Source organism: Lachnospira pectinoschiza, assembly GCF_900103815.1.
Classification (GTDB): Bacteria; Bacillota; Clostridia; order Lachnospirales; family Lachnospiraceae; genus Lachnospira; species Lachnospira pectinoschiza_B.
On the sequence record NZ_FNHZ01000002.1, the window covers coordinates 174867 to 190616 of the forward strand.

At 36.1% G+C, this 15750-nt stretch carries 12 protein-coding genes; 1 reads left to right on the forward strand and 11 read right to left on the reverse strand.

Features of this window, described 5'->3' with window-relative positions; translation table 11 throughout:
* Positions 1-94: 94 nt before the first annotated feature.
* From BLQ66_RS04870 to pta, 11 genes are all read right to left on the reverse strand, one after another.
* Positions 95-1969, reverse strand: a complete 1875-nt coding sequence (locus BLQ66_RS04870; RefSeq protein WP_074521197.1) for a carbohydrate-binding domain-containing protein — start codon at positions 1967-1969, stop codon at positions 95-97.
* Positions 1970-2271: 302 nt separating this feature from the next.
* Positions 2272-3489: a threonine ammonia-lyase gene (gene ilvA, locus BLQ66_RS04875; protein WP_027430720.1), complete on the reverse strand. Its 1218-nt coding sequence runs from the start codon at positions 3487-3489 to the stop codon at positions 2272-2274.
* Positions 3490-3585: 96 nt separating this feature from the next.
* Positions 3586-4500 carry a signal recognition particle-docking protein FtsY gene (gene ftsY / locus BLQ66_RS04880; RefSeq protein ID WP_074521198.1) on the reverse strand — a complete coding sequence of 305 codons (915 nt, stop codon included), beginning with the start codon at positions 4498-4500 and terminating at the stop codon, positions 3586-3588.
* A gap of 133 nt (positions 4501-4633) precedes the next feature.
* Positions 4634-8215, reverse strand: a complete 3582-nt coding sequence (gene smc, locus BLQ66_RS04885; RefSeq protein ID WP_074521199.1) for a chromosome segregation protein SMC — start codon at positions 8213-8215, stop codon at positions 4634-4636.
* A gap of 15 nt (positions 8216-8230) precedes the next feature.
* Positions 8231-8938 carry a ribonuclease III gene (rnc, locus tag BLQ66_RS04890; protein WP_074521200.1) on the reverse strand — a complete coding sequence of 236 codons (708 nt, stop codon included), beginning with the start codon at positions 8936-8938 and terminating at the stop codon, positions 8231-8233.
* 89 nt (positions 8939-9027) lie between these two features.
* On the reverse strand, positions 9028-9258 hold the full coding sequence (gene acpP, locus BLQ66_RS04895; protein ID WP_027430716.1) for an acyl carrier protein: 231 nt from the start codon (positions 9256-9258) through the stop codon (positions 9028-9030).
* A 72-nt stretch (positions 9259-9330) separates the two neighbouring features.
* On the reverse strand, positions 9331-10344 hold the full coding sequence (gene plsX, locus BLQ66_RS04900) for a phosphate acyltransferase PlsX (RefSeq protein WP_074521201.1): 1014 nt from the start codon (positions 10342-10344) through the stop codon (positions 9331-9333).
* A gap of 136 nt (positions 10345-10480) precedes the next feature.
* Positions 10481-10663 (reverse strand): 50S ribosomal protein L32, encoded by a 183-nt coding sequence (gene rpmF / locus BLQ66_RS04905; RefSeq protein WP_027430714.1) that lies wholly within the window; start codon positions 10661-10663, stop codon positions 10481-10483.
* 4 nt (positions 10664-10667) lie between these two features.
* A complete protein-coding gene (locus BLQ66_RS04910; protein ID WP_074521202.1) occupies positions 10668-11192 on the reverse strand; it encodes a YceD family protein in 525 nt (174 codons plus the stop codon).
* 188 nt (positions 11193-11380) lie between these two features.
* Positions 11381-12577: an acetate/propionate family kinase gene (locus BLQ66_RS04915; RefSeq protein ID WP_027430712.1), complete on the reverse strand. Its 1197-nt coding sequence runs from the start codon at positions 12575-12577 to the stop codon at positions 11381-11383.
* 132 nt (positions 12578-12709) lie between these two features.
* On the reverse strand, positions 12710-13711 hold the full coding sequence (pta, locus tag BLQ66_RS04920) for a phosphate acetyltransferase (protein ID WP_074521203.1): 1002 nt from the start codon (positions 13709-13711) through the stop codon (positions 12710-12712).
* Positions 13712-13934: 223 nt separating this feature from the next.
* Between pta and BLQ66_RS04925 the strand changes: the two genes are divergently transcribed.
* Complete coding sequence (locus BLQ66_RS04925) at positions 13935-15194, forward strand: tRNA(Met) cytidine acetate ligase (protein WP_074521204.1); 1260 nt, start codon at positions 13935-13937, stop codon at positions 15192-15194.
* The last annotated feature ends 556 nt before the right edge of the window (positions 15195-15750 follow it).

A 15750-nucleotide genomic window follows, 5' to 3' on the forward strand; every position in this document is an offset into this window, starting at 1 on the left:
TTAATGTACGAAAAAAGGGACGACCAAAAAGTCATCCCTTTAATTATAGCCTATTTTCTTATATTTTAAAAGATATTTAAATTTTATTTAAATTTTATTTAAAGGCATTTCTTCCAGTACCAGACTGTGTGTTACCACCCATGTTTCCCATACCGCCCATACCTGAGCTTGAAGAACCATTTGAGTAAACAGAACTTGTTGGTGTTACTGTTGTTGAAGAAGAACCAATTGTGTATGTGTATGAGCTGCCAGTTGTGATGTCAGCGGAGTAACAAATACAAACCTGATATGACTTTGAAGGTGTATGTGTAAGGATTGTATTGCCACTTGAATCAGTTAATGTAAAGGTCTGGTTAGCTGAACCTGATCCGTAGAGAAGGAGGCAAACGCCGTTTGATGCTGAACTTGGTGTCTCTACCATACCGCTAGAACCAAAGGCCATTAATGTACCACCTGTAATTGTTAGGTTAGAGTCAAAGTCAATTGCAGTATTTCCGCTATCTGTAGGACCTTCAACTATTGTAGTACCACCGGCAATAGTCATTGTACCATTTGAATCAAGACCGTCACCGCCTGCATTTACAAAAATATTACCACCGTTAATTACTAACTTAACGTTTGAACTTGTGCTGCCTGTTGTGTTACCAACACCTGTTGTCTGAGTTGAACCATCTGAGGCATTCATACCATCATCCTCAGATACAATACTTACATCACCGTCGTTTATAATAATCTGAGTTCCCTCTAAACCTTCATAGGAATCAGTAATATTTACGCTTCCGCCGTCAATCTGAACTAGTGTATCAGCATGAATACCATCATCACCGGTTGCAATTTCTAAATCGCCGCCTTTAATGATTACAGCACCATCTGTGTGAACGCCATCATCTTCAGAGTCAATATTAATACTACCATCAAATACAATAAGGACATTTGTTGCCTTAATACCCTTCATAGAGTCTGTTGCTGTTGATGAAGTTGTTGAAGTTGAAGAGCTTGCTCTAAAGCCAAAGTCAGTCGAGCTATGAGAAACAGATGAGCTTGCTGCTCCATTACCTGTTGTAATATCAATGTTACCGCCATTAATAACTACATAGTTTTCAGCCTGGATACCGTCATTTTCAGACTGAATTGTAATGTCGCCATCCTCAATTATTATGTAACCCTTTGTAGCATCTGTGTCATTAGAAGCCTTAATACCATCACCAGAGGATGTAATATTAATTGTGCCGCCTGCAATACCCACTAAGTCTTTGCCTATTAAACCTTCGTCTGTTGCTGTTATTGAAAATGTACCGCTAACGATAATTAAGTCATCCTTACTTGTAATTGCATCGTTATAGCCTGCATTTACAACTAAACTACCATTGCCGTTAATGCTTAAATCTTCCTTAGAATAAATTGCTGCGCTATATTCTTCAGTATCTGTTGTTCTAGAAGAATCAGTTACTGTATTAGTTGTACCATCTGCAAGAGTAATTGTTACCTTGTCTGCACTAAGAATTAAAACTGGTGCTGTGCTTGAATTAGAAATATCCACTCCATTAAAAATCAAATGCACCTCATCAGTGTCATCTGCAAGGTCAACTACAATCTGTCCATCGCTTAAGCTACCGGAAATAACATAAGTTCCTTTTTCGGTGATAGTTACAGTAGAACCAGAAGCACTTGCACCATCACCATTTACTGAAATTGAAGAACCATTAAGTGTAATTGTTGTGTCATCACTATCGTAAGATGTATCTGTATCATTTTCATCTAGTTCAAGAGACACTCCATTTTCAAGATTTGAGATCAACTCGTCTAAATCTACGTCAACTGTTGCAGTTGTGGAGCTTGATGAGCTTGTAGAACTAGATGAACTTGTTGTTGTTGTCGTTGTAGCCTCGTTAGTTGTGCAGCCATATAGGCTCATGGCAATTAATGCACTTGCTAATCCTATGGTACCTACCTTTCTTAAATTAATCATAAGTAATCCTCCTTTAATTAAACCTATCACTGGGGAATCGTAAATCTTTCCGCCCTCTGATATCTTATTTTATAATTAATATAAAGATTTAAAATGTTGTAAATGTGTTCTTTGTGTGGTGTTTTTGTGAACTGAAATAAAGAAATTAAAAAGAGATAAAAAGAAATTTTAAAAAGAAACTTTAAAAAGAAATTAAAAAAGCTGCTATGAGAAATGAAACAAGGGCGTAAAGCTTAGTTTCACTTACTCATAACAGCTGTAGTCTTGACTTTATTAGATTATCTAGCTTCTTTATAGTCTGACTAGATATTTACCTTAACGATTCTTGGTCTAAGTCCTGCTTCTTCAAGCTTTTCTACGATCTCATCCTTATGCTCATGTCCATAAGCTTCAATTGTAATTCTAAGCTCAACTGTTGTCTGTCTGTTAATTGATACAAACTGGTTGTGCTCAAGCTTAATTACATTACCATTAGCCTCTGCAATAATAGTTGCAACTCTTACAAGTTCACCTGGCTTATCTGGTAAAAGAACAGATACTGTAAAGATTCTGCTTCTCTGAACAAGACCCTGCTGAACTACTGAAGACATTGTAATTACATCCATGTTACCACCTGAAAGGATAGAAACCACCTTCTTATCCTTTACATTAAGCTGCTTAAGGGCAGCTACTGTAAGTAAACCAGAATTCTCAACTACCATCTTATGGTTTTCAACCATATCAAGGAAGGATACGATTAAGTCTTCATCTGGTACTGTAATAATGTCGTCTAAGTTCTTCTGTAAATATGGGAATAACTTACTACCTGGAGTCTTAACTGCTGTACCATCTGCAATTGTGTTAACAGTTGGTAGTGTTGTTACAGCCCCAGCCTTTAGGGATGCCTGTAAACAGTTAGCTCCTGCAGGTTCAACACCAATTACCTTGATGTTAGGATTAAGTAGCTTTGCAAGTGTAGATACACCAGTTGCAAGTCCGCCACCACCTACTGGTACTAAAATATAATCAACTGTAGGTAATTCCTTAATGATTTCCATAGCTATTGAGCCCTGACCTGTAGCCACTTCAAGGTCATCAAATGGATGAACAAAAGTTAATCCCTGCTCCTTAGCTAACTTAATTGCGTATTCACATGCCTCATCGTAAACATTTCCATAAAGGATAACTTCGGCGCCATAGCCCTTAGTTCTGTTAACCTTAATTAAAGGTGTTGTAGTAGGCATAACTACTGTTGCCTTTACGTTATATTTCTTTGCTGCAAATGCAACGCCCTGGGCATGGTTACCAGCTGAAGCTGTAATTAATCCTCTTTTTCTAGCTTCCTCTGACATTGTGCTAATCTTATAATAAGCACCTCTAACCTTGTATGCGCCTGTATACTGCATATTCTCAGGCTTTAAGTAAACCTTGTTGCCTGACTGTGCACTAAAGAACTCGCTATATACTAAATTTGTTGGAAGAGTAGCTTCTTTAACTTTTTCAGCTGCTTCTTCGAATTTCTTCAATGTTAATTCTTCCATTTTCCTAGCTTCTCCTTGAATCCCATAAGTATTCTTGTCCAACAAGCCATAATTGTTGTATGACAAGTTGTTCATAATTATAGACCTGTAAAGCTTTTATTGCAAGTCAAAGAGGGCATTTACAAAATCCTCTGAGTTAAATTTCTGTAAATCCTCAATCTGCTCGCCAACTCCCACATATTTAACTGGAATGCCAAATTCAGACTGAATAGCCACTGCTATTCCACCCTTAGCTGTACCATCCATCTTAGTTAAAATAATACCTGTAATGTCAGTTACATCCTTAAATTCTCTAAGCTGAGAAAGGGCATTCTGTCCTGTTGTAGCATCAAGTACGATTAAATTCTCTCTATAAGCTTCTGGATATTCTCTTGTAATAACCTTATCGATTTTACGAAGCTCTTCCATTAAGTTTTTCTTATTCTGAAGACGTCCTGCTGTATCGCAAAGTAAAACATCAGCCTTTCTTGCCTTTGCAGCCTGAATTGAATCAAAGATAACTGCAGCTGGGTCTGAACCTTCGCTTTGAGCAATAATCTCACAGCCGTTTCTATGAGACCATTCTGTAAGCTGTTCAATGGCAGCAGCTCTAAAGGTATCGGCAGCAGCCATAATAACCTTCTTATTCTGATTCTTTAGTAAGCCAGCAAGCTTACCCACTGAAGTCGTTTTACCAACGCCATTAACACCAATTAATAAAACAATGGATTTCTGATTTTCAAAATCGTAGGCATTAGGGCCTAGATCCATTTGCTCCTTAATTAATTGAATAAGTAATTCCTTACATTCAGCTGGCTGCTTAATAGTATTTTCCTTAACCTTTTCTTTGAGGTTTTCAATGATTTCATCAGTTGTTCTAACGCCTAAGTCGCCCATAATAAGAGTCTCTTCAAGCTCTTCATAGAATTCGTCGTCAATATTTGTAAAGCCATTGAAAACGTAATCAATGCTTGAAACAATATTGTCTCTTGTCTTATTAAGACCTGCTTTTAATTTTTCAAAAAATCCCATATTAAATCCTTCCTTATAAAAAAATTAAGCCCACATTCTTACAAGTAAACTAATCAAATGTAGCGACTTCATAGAAGTCGCATTTAATGCAAGTGCTTCCATACTAGTAAAAATATAGGCTTAACTAAAATTTCTAGGCAGTTTTTACCTGCTTATCTTTATCTAGTTCTTTATCAATTAAGTCAACAGAAACAAGAGTTGAAACACCCTTCTCCTGCATAGTAATACCAAAGAGTCTATCTGCAGCTGCCATAGTACCACGTCTATGTGTAATGACAATAAACTGAGTATGTTTTGTTAACTTATGTAGGTAGTTTGCGTATCTTCCTACATTTGAGTCATCAAGAGCGGCCTCAATTTCATCAAGTAGACAGAATGGAGATGGCTTTAGGTTCTGAATTGCAAATAAAAGCGCAATGGCTGTAAGAGCCTTTTCACCACCGGATAACTGCATCATATTCTGTAATTTCTTTCCAGGTGGCTGAGAAATAATTGTAATGCCTGCTTCAAGGATATCCTCACCTTCTACAAGTTCGATTGTACCCTTTCCACCGCCAAATAATTCCTTAAATACCTGGTCGAATTCCTTCTTAATTTCTTCAAACTTAGCTGTAAACTGAGTTCTCATGCCGCTATCAAGTTCATCAATAACCTGCATAAGTGCATTTTCAGCTTCAATCATATCATCATGCTGGCCCTTTAAGAATTCGTAACGTTCTGAAACGCCCTTATATTCTTCAATGGCATTAACATTTACATCACCGAGTTTTTTAATTGCGGATTTTAAAATGTTAATCTGCTTTCTAATATTAGATAGATCAGTAAGTTCTTCGTTTCTTAGTTCAAGAGCATAACTATAAGTCAACTCATATTCATTCCACATGTAATCTACTAATGTATCATTAGATTCATCGAGTTTTTCATGCTGGTTATGAAGACGCATGCTTTCCTTTTCAAGTAAGACGATTCGATTATTAATCTCATCTCTCTTATCAAAGGATGACTTGTGAGTCTTTGAAATCTCGTCACGCTCAAGTCTTAACTTCTCAATCTTTTCGTTAGATTCCTTAATTCTAAAGTCAGCAAGATTCATAGACTTCTTAACATCTGAAATGTCCTTATTCTTATTAATAATTTCAGTTTCAGTCTGCTTAATCTTATTCTTGATTTCTGCCTCTTCCACAATAAGCTTTTTAACTTCTTCGTTAAGACGAAGGATAGTCTCTTCGATATAGCTTATCTTCTGGCTGTAGCTGCTATGCTGTAGCTTTACATTTTCAAGCTTAACAGAAATCTTAACTTCTTCTTCCTTTAACTCATCAAGGAACTTATTTAAGCTCTCAATCTCTTCCTTAGACTTCTCATTCTGATTATCAAGTTCATCTAAGTTGTTAGAAACAAGGGACTTGCTTTCATTAATCTTCTGGATTTCTTCATCCGCCATCTTAATTTCCATGCTATCCTTTGCAACTAATTCAAGGATTGACTTTAACTTAGCCTTCTCCTGATTTAAGTTAACCTGAATTGTGTTCTTTCTTAAAGTAACATCTCTTAAATCCTTTGTTAAGCTTTCATTATCAGTTCTAATTTCAGCAATCTTAGATCTGTTATCGCTAACCTGATTCTTAAGCTCAACGCCAGCCTTAGAAGTCTCATTAACGCTTTGCTTTAACTCTTCGATTTCTCTTCTACGTCCAAGCAAGTTGCTTGAATTCTTGAAAGCACCACCAGTCATTGAACCACCTGGATTTAGCTGTTCACCTTCAAGAGTTACGATTCTAAGGGAATATCTATACTTTCTTGCAATGGCAAGAGCATTGTTAATATTATCTACAACTAAGATTCTACCAAGTAAATACTTAGCAAGATTCTCATATTCAAAGGAAACTCTAACTAAGTTAGAAGCTACGCCAATAACGCCCTCTTCCTTAATGCAATTATCCTTTTCAAGGGTTTCTCTTGCCTTAATAGCGTTTAATGGTAAAAATGTAGCTCTACCCAAACGGTTTTCTTTTAAGTGAGCAATCAAGTCTTTAGCAGTTTCTTCCTTGTCTGTAACGATATTCTGAATAGTTCCGCCAAGGGCTGTTTCAATTGCTACTTCATAAGAACGCTCAACCTTAATAATATCTGCAATAACACCAAGAATACCTGGTTTCTTATCCTTAAGCTTCATGATTTCACGAATTGAGTTACCGTAACCATCATAACGCTCAGTAATATTAATTAAGGATTCTAGTCTTGATTTCTCTCTATGATATTTACTAGTTAATTTTTCAATTTGAAGATTTAAATCTGTGTTAGCATTTTTAATATTAGTAATTTCTTCATTATTCTTAATTAATTTATCGTTTAATTCATTATATTCTTCATCTACAGATAAAAGCTCGTTAGAATAAGAATCAATAAGCTTTTTCTGGCTAGCTTCATCAGACTTATCTTTAATTACCTTACTTGAAAGCTCTGCCTTTTTAATGCTTAAGTTCTCAAGCATAGTAACATACTTCTGATTCTCAGCATTAATAGATGACTTCTCATTTAGGGCATCCATAATAGACTGATTCTTCTCATCAATCTTAGTCTCTACAGAAGAAATCTTTTCCTTAATTTCCTCGCTTTGCTTGTTGATCTCTTCTAGTCTATCATTGTGGCCTGTCATATCATTTTTAATAGCCTGATAATCAGCTTCAGCTTTAGCTATTTCTTCGTTTTTTGATGCAATCTCCTCAGTGATCTTTGTAAGTCTTTCTGAGTGAAGTTCGTTATTGTTGTTGAAAGTCTTAATCTGCTCGCTATAGACATTAATTGTGCCCTCAAGCTTTTGCTTTTCAAGCTCTGTCTCAGACTTAGTATTATTAGTTTCTTCAATCTGAGCATTAATTGCCTCTAACTGGCTTTCAGCCTGCTCATACTCCGACTTAATTGTTTCGTATTCGCCATTGGCCTTTGAAAGGTCACCATCAGCAATGGAAATCTTCTCATCTAAGGCAGCTAAATCATTACGGATTCTGTCTGTCTCTAAGAGGAAGGCATTGACATCGTAATTCTTTAAATCAGTCTTTAAATTAAGGTATTCCTTAGCCTTATCAGACTGCACCTTTAAAGGACCTACCTGCTTTTCAAGCTCTGATAAAATATCATTAACTCTGACTAAATTAGCTCTCTCACTTTCAAGCTTCTTAATTGCGGCAGCTTTTCTTCTCTTAAACTTTACAATACCTGCTGCTTCATCAAATAGTTCTCTTCTCTCCTCAGGCTTACCAGAAAGAATCTTATCAATCTGACCCTGTCCGATAATTGAGTAGCCTTCTTTACCAATACCTGTATCATAAAAAAGTTCAGTAACATCCTTTAATCTACACGCATTACCATTAATTAGATATTCGCTCTCGCCAGATCTATAAACTCGTCTGCTTACAGTTACTTCATCATAATCAACTGCTAGTGCATGATCTGAATTATCAAGCGTAATTGATACATACGCAAAGCCTACAGGCTTTCTGTTTTGTGTTCCAGCAAAGATAACATCCTCCATCTTAGAACCACGAAGCTGCTTAGCTGACTGTTCACCTAAAACCCATCTTACAGCATCAGCAACATTACTTTTACCAGAACCATTAGGTCCTACAATACCAGTAATACCGTTATCAAAATCAAAAACGATTTTATTGGCAAAGGACTTAAATCCTTGTACCTCAATACTCTTTAAATACATAAAATCTCCCTTTAGTTACTTTAATACATCTTTAATTTCTATCCCTTTATTTTTAAGCTCTACTAAAGCTTTATAGGCGGCGTTAGCCTGAGCATTCTTCTTATTGTGTCCGCTTCCTTCAATCTCAATTAAGCCCTCTACTTTAACTTCCACAACAAAAGTCTTATTATGCTCTGGTCCTTCTTCTCTAATTAGAGAATAGCTAACCTCTTTACCCATTCCTTGAACAACTTCCTGTAGAATGGTCTTGCTATCAAAAAAGAGTTGTTTATTGTCTAGGTCATTTAAAATAAATTTAAGGACAAACTCTTTTGCATTAGCAAAATCACTATCAAGATAAATAGCACCAATTAAAGCCTCAAGTGCGTCTGAAACAATAGAGTCTCTTCTTCTACCGCCTGTAAGTTCTTCACCCTTACCAAGCTTAATAAATTCCTCAAAACCAAATTCTCTAGCGCAAAGTGCAAGAGTTGGCTCACAAACAATACTAGCACGAAGTCTAGTCATCTTACCTTCATTCATTGTGAATTTTTTGAAAATGTAGTCACTGCTTGATAGTTCCAAAACAGCATCGCCTAAAAATTCAAGTCTTTCATTATCCTTAATCTTAAGCTGTTTCTTTTCATTGGCATATGAACTATGAGTAAGTGCATTCTCTAGTAATGAGATATCCTTGAACTTATAGCCAATAATATCCATTAATTCATTTAGATTAGTATTCATAAATTCATCTTCCTTTTTATATTTTTACAAATAAATAAGACTACTTACTTAAACAAATAAGTAGTCCTATATTAAATCATATAAAGTTATTATTTAGTTGCGTTCTTAATTGCTTCTACTGCATCTGCAACAGTTGAAATCTGTTCTGCTGCGTCTTCAGGGATTTCAATATCAAATTCTTCTTCAATTCCCATAATGATCTGGAAAACATCTAATGAATCAGCGCCTAAATCATCGATAAATGTTGTATCAAGATTAATCTTGTCAACATCTACATTAAGTACATCAGCAATAATTTTCTGTAACTTCTCGAATTCCATAGTATTAACATCCTTTCAAAATAAAAATCCCTCTATTAGCATCATATATGCTATAAAGCTTTGCCAAAATGCTTAGTCATTAGCTGTTGGCATATTCTCTAATGACTTTACAATCTTATCATTAATATTCATTTTTGTAAACTTAACACACTGAAGAATTGAGTTCCTAATTTCAGTAGATTTAGCGTTTCCGTGAGTCTTAACAACTAGACCATTTAAGCCTACTAAAGGTGCTCCTCCGTACTGGCTAGCATCCATAGTTTTTAACTCTTCCTTAAGCTTATTCTTAATTAAGAGTGCACCAATCTTAGTCTTAAGACTAGACATTAAAACTCCCTTAATCTTCTTAATTAAGCCACCGCCAAGACCTTCATAGAGCTTTAAGATTACATTACCTACAAAGGCATCACAGACTACTACATCTGCTCCACCATTAGGAATTTCTCTAGCTTCAATACTTCCAATAAAGTTAATGTCATCGCAAGCCTTAAGAAGTGGGAATGTTTCCTTAACTAACTGGTTACCTTTCTCTTCCTCTAAACCTACGTTAACAATAGCTACTCTAGGATTCTTAACACCTACTACATTCTCCATGTAAATAGAGCCCATCTTAGCCCACTGAACAAGGAAATCCGGTCTAGAATCTACGTTAGCACCTGCATCTGCAAGTAAGAAAACACCATTCATAGTTGGTACAAGTGGTGACATAGGAGGTCTTTGAACACCCTTTAATCTACCAACAATAGTCTGTCCACCAACAAGAATAGCACCTGAACTACCAGCTGAAACAAAAGCGTCAGCCTTCTTTTCCTTAACCATATATAAGGCCTTAACTAAAGAAGAATCCTTCTTTCTTCTAACGGCCATAACAGGTGGTTCACCTGTTTCAATAACTTCACTAGCAGCTACTACTTCAAGCTGATCCTTGTTATATTTATAATTTGCAAGCTCCTTATTAATAACATCCTCTAGTCCAACTAGATATACAAATGTGTCGCTATCGGCATTAATTGCTTCTATAGCTCCCTTTACTGTTTCCTTTGGAGCATTATCTCCACCCATAGCATCTAAAGCGACTTTAATCATATTCTCCTCCGAATTAATTTTTTAAACTTTATTAAAAGTACCACGAAAACGCGCATTTTTCAAGTCTTTTAGAGTTTTTTAACAAATAAAAAAAGAGCCCTATAAAAGGACTCTTTATAAAAATTAAGCTCTAGAATTAAGCTTCAACTTCGATAATCTGCTTCTTGTTGTAAGAACCACAAGCCTTGCAAACTCTATGAGGGAGCATTAAAGCACCACACTTTGAACACTTAACAAGATTAGGAGCGCTCATCTTCCAATTAGCTCTTCTCTTATCTCTTCTAGCCTTAGATGATTTATTCTTTGGACAAATTGACATACTATTACACCTCCTTAAACTCATTTAAAATATCTTTGAAAACAGACATTCTTGGATCCAGAACTTCGCGGTCACACCCGCATTCCTTAATATTAAGATTAGTACCACATTTTAAGCATAAGCCCTTGCAGTCTTCCTTACATAAAGTCTTGCCTGGCATGGAAACAAGCAATTCGCTAAATAATAACTTATCCGCGTCGAGGTTGTATCCATCAATGTAGTCTTTTTCTATCTGAGTCTCTTCTTCCGAAGCGTCATCAGCAAAATCAACTATCTCATCAATAACTAAATCTACCTTAGTATCAACAGCTGTTAAACATCTGTCACAAGGAATTGATAAAGTTACATCTGTTACTGCCTTAATAGAAATCTTGTTAGTTCCTATCTTGTTAATAGTAACATCAAATGGTGCCTTCTTAACTATTGGATAGTCAAATAGACCATTATTAAATGTATCCGCTTCAAGGGAAACATTCTTAGTTAAATCTTGAGATGAACCGGATAAAAGTTCTCTTAAATCAATTAGCATACATAATCTCCTATCGAAACCTTTAATACTTAGTTACGACCCGATCCTATATACTAGGCGTGAAGGGAAATAACTTGCCTTTTCACACTTTGTCAATTATACGCACATGTTTTGTTTTTGTCAACAACATTTTCTAAAATGTAAAGTAAAATTACTTTACAGCTTAAAATTTAATAGTTATAAGACAATTACTTAACTAATGCTAATGTATCTCTAGCGATTGCTAATTCTTCGTTAGTAGGTAATACTACTACCTTAACCTTAGAATCTGCTGTAGAAATCATCTTTGTTTCGCCAACTGCTGCTTCGTTAGCTGCATCATCAACTTCAATACCTAAGTAGTTGAAGTAGCTTAAGATCATCTTACGGATTCTAGCGTTGTTCTCACCAACACCAGCTGTAAATGCGATAGCATCTACACCGTTCATAGCTGCTACATAAGAACCGATGTACTTAGCAACTCTGTAAGCATAAGCATCTAATGTATCCTTAGCAATCTGGTTACCCTTATCAACTTCTGCGATTAAGTCACGGAAATCTGAAGAGATACCTGACATACCTAAGATACCAGACTTCTTATTAAGAACGTTTAACATCTCAGAGATTGTCATATTCTCATGGTTGCAAAGGTATTCAAGGATAGCTGGATCAAGATCACCAGAACGTGTACCCATGATTAAACCTTCAAGTGGAGTAAGACCCATTGAAGTATCAACACACTTACCACCGATTGATGCAGAGATTGAAGCACCGTTACCTAAGTGGCAAACGATAACCTTAGCGTTGTCCTTATTGAGGCCTGCAAACTTAATTGTTTCACCAGAAACGAACATATGAGATGTTCCGTGGAAACCGTATCTTCTTACATGATACTTCTCATAGTATTCTCTTGGAATAGCGTAAAGGTAAGCCTTTGGCTCCATTGTTCCACCAAATGCTGTATCCCAAACTGCGATATTCTTCTTACCAGGCATAGCAGCTTCAACAGCTTCGATACCGATTAAGTTAGCTGGGTTATGAAGAGGTCCTAAATCGAAGCACTCCTTAATAACTCTCTTAACATCTTCAGTTACAAGGCAAGACTCCTTGTAAGCTTCACCAGCGTGAAGTACTCTATGACCTACAGCGCCGATTTCGTCTGTTGACTTAATTACACCGTGTTCTGGATCTACTAAAGCGTCAAGAACTAACTTAACAGCGATGTTATGATCCTTCATAGGTGTTTCTACTACATACTTATCCTTACCTGTTGGCTTATGTGTAAGGATTGAACCTTCGATACCAATTCTTTCAACAAGACCCTTAGCGATAACGCTTTCGTCGTCCATGTTGATTAACTGATACTTAAGTGATGAACTACCACAGTTTAAAACTAAAATATTCATTGATAATCTCCTTGTTTAAAAAATTATTTATAACTTAACTAATCACCGGAGGCAATGTAAAACTCCCGGTGATCAGTTTTTATTAAGTAATATCTTAAAAATCTAGTTAATTAAAATAAGACTAAATCTAGATTAGTTGGCAGCGTTCTGAGCCTGAACAGCTGTTAAAGCAACTGTACCAACGATATCTTCTGCATAACAACCTCTTGAAAGATCGTTAACTGGAAGTGAAAGACCCTGTAAGATAGGACCGTAAGCACCAGCTTTAGCAAGTCTCTGAACTAACTTATAACCGATGTTACCAGCTTCAAGTGAAGGGAATACTAATGTGTTAGCATGACCAGCAACCTTAGAACCTGGAGCCTTTAATTCACCAACTTCTGGAACTAATGCAGCATCTAACTGTAATTCACCATCAAGTGTAAGTTCTGGGTACTTCTCGTGTGCAATTGCAACAGCGTTAGCAACCTTATCTACATTGTCATGCTTAGCAGAACCCTTTGTAGAGAATGAAAGCATAGCAACCTTTGATTCCTTACCAACAAATGTTTCAAATGATTCAGCAGATAACTTAGCAATTTCAGCTAACTTCTCAGAATCAACATCTGGGTTAACAGCACAGTCAGCGAATACGAATAAACCATTTTCACCAAGTTCGCAGTTAGGAACTTCCATAAGGAAGAAACCAGAAACTGAAGAGATACCTGGCTTAGTCTTTAATAACTGAAGAGCTGGTCTGATTGTGTTACCTGTTGAGTGGCAAGCACCTGAAACAGCACCATCAGCATCGCCGCACTTACACATAAGGCATGCATAGTACATGTAATCCTTTTCCATCATTTCTTTAGCCTGTTCTGGAGTAACACCCTTCTTAGCTCTTAATTCAACAAACTTGTCGATGTACTTCTGCTTGTTAGGATCGTTGAAAGGATCAACGATAGTTGCACCTGTAATATCATATCCTTCACTGTTAGCAGCGATTTCTTCCTTAGTACCGATAATGATTAAGTTAGCGATACCTTCCTTTAAAATCTGCTCTGCAGCAGCAAATGTTCTCTTATCCATAGATTCAGGTAAAACGATAGTCTTCTTATCAGCTTTAGCCTTTGCTTTAATTTCGTCAATAAATGCCATGATTACTGACTCCTCCTTAGATTATTTTGTTTTTTTAATATTAGTTCGATGATTTCCAGTTTCAAAAACACTTCGAACACTAGTAAAAATTATACGACTTTTCCTTTTTGAATACAAGAAAATATTTTAACATTATCTCTTTAAAAGCACGATTTTGACATGTTTTAGAAAAAATAATATTATTATCTTGTAATTTTATATAAATTTAACAAGAGGTTTAATTATGACTATAGGAATAGTTGCAGAATTTAATCCCTTCCACAACGGACACAAGTATTTGCTAGATTCAATCAAGGCTAAATACCCTGAATCCACTATTGTTGTTGCCATGAGTGGCGATTATGTCCAAAGAGGCGAAGGGGCAATTATAGATAAATATAAAAGAACGAGTATGGCTTTATCTGAAAATGTAAATCTCATCCTTCAGATAGCAACTAAATTTTCCTTATCAAGCGCAAGCTACTTTGCCTTTGCTTCCATCAACAGTCTCATAAAGCTGGGAGCTAATAAGATAATCTTTGGCATGGAGTCTGATAATATTGAAAATCTAGTAAAGATCGCTAAGCTACTAAACGACGAAAGTCCAGAATTTAGTGAAAGCATTAAGACCTTTATTAATGAAGGCTACTCCTACCCTAAGGCTAGAATGCTTGCCCTCTCTTCTATTTATGGGGAGGATTTGGCAAAGGAAACAACTAAGTCCAACAATGTGCTCGCTATTGAATATATTAGACAGATTTTAAAATATAACAAAAAACACAAGGCTAACATAAGCTTTGAAGGCATTAAGCGCCTTGGCCAAGACTTCAATGATGAAGAAATAAAAGAAAATCTTACAAGCGCCACAGCTATTAGAAATTCTTTGTATAAAAAAGACATAGAAATAATTAAAGGTCACACAAACGAATTTACTTACAATATCTTAGAGGATAGCTTTAATAAGAACGAACTAATCTTTATTAATGACTTTAGTGACCTTCTTTATTTTAAGCTCTTAGACCTTTGCAAATATAACAAAGACGAGGCTATAAAAGCTTTAGTAGAATTCAACGACCTATCAGAATTTTTAGCAGCTTCAATCTATACGAAATTTATAAGTTGGGGAGAGAGTAAAAAGGAAGATAATAGTACTTTTTCTTTTAAAATTTGCGACTTTATAGATGCTCTTAAATCAAAGACCTATACTTACTCTCGCATCTCCCGCTGTCTTTTTTGCATAATTTTAGGAATAAAAAAGACAGATGTAAAGGAAGAATTAAGCTTTATTAAAGTCTTAGGCTTTGATAAAAAAGGACAAGCCCTACTATCTAGCGTAAAGAAGAACTTAGATATAGAACTAATAACTAAGAACTCTAAGGGAAAAGAAAATAAAGAATTTTTGGAAGAAATGTATATGTCTGATTTGTACAATAACGTGCTAGGAAGGAAGGCAGGAAAGATTCCAGAAAGAGAGATTAAGAAGGCAATTGTGAAGGAAAAGTAAATAGGGAGTTTTACTAATGGGATGAGTTATCTCAGCCGACAAGGGGAGAAGGACGGACATTGCAGTGAAACTACAAAGTTCTCAAAGACCCGCTCCCGCTAAGCTAGCTGCCTAGCTGTACTAAGAAAGTCCAGCCCCCTAAAAGGGGCGTCCTTTCAAGTGCAGAGGCAGCTAGAATTGTCTTTTCGAACTTGTATCTCCACTTACATTGTGCATCACCCCCGCGGATGAGAATGCCCCCACTAGTAAACTCCGATATTTGACTTTTATCACAAACGCCGGAACTGACTCCTGCGGAGTGGTTCCTCGGGCTTGTTGTGTGGTGGGGAGATATCTTGCTAATCGTGGTCGCGAAAAATTTAGTTATACTAAATGTTTATGTTCACGTAATACATATTCCTAAAGGTGTGGTAGTTAGTAGTATTCTATCGGCAATTAAAGCAGTTTTATATCTATAAAGTTTCATCTTATTGTCTGGTTTGTTGTAAGGTAAATGGAAGCGCAGACATAAATTCGAAAAGACAATTCTAATTGCTTCGGCACTTTAAAAGGGATG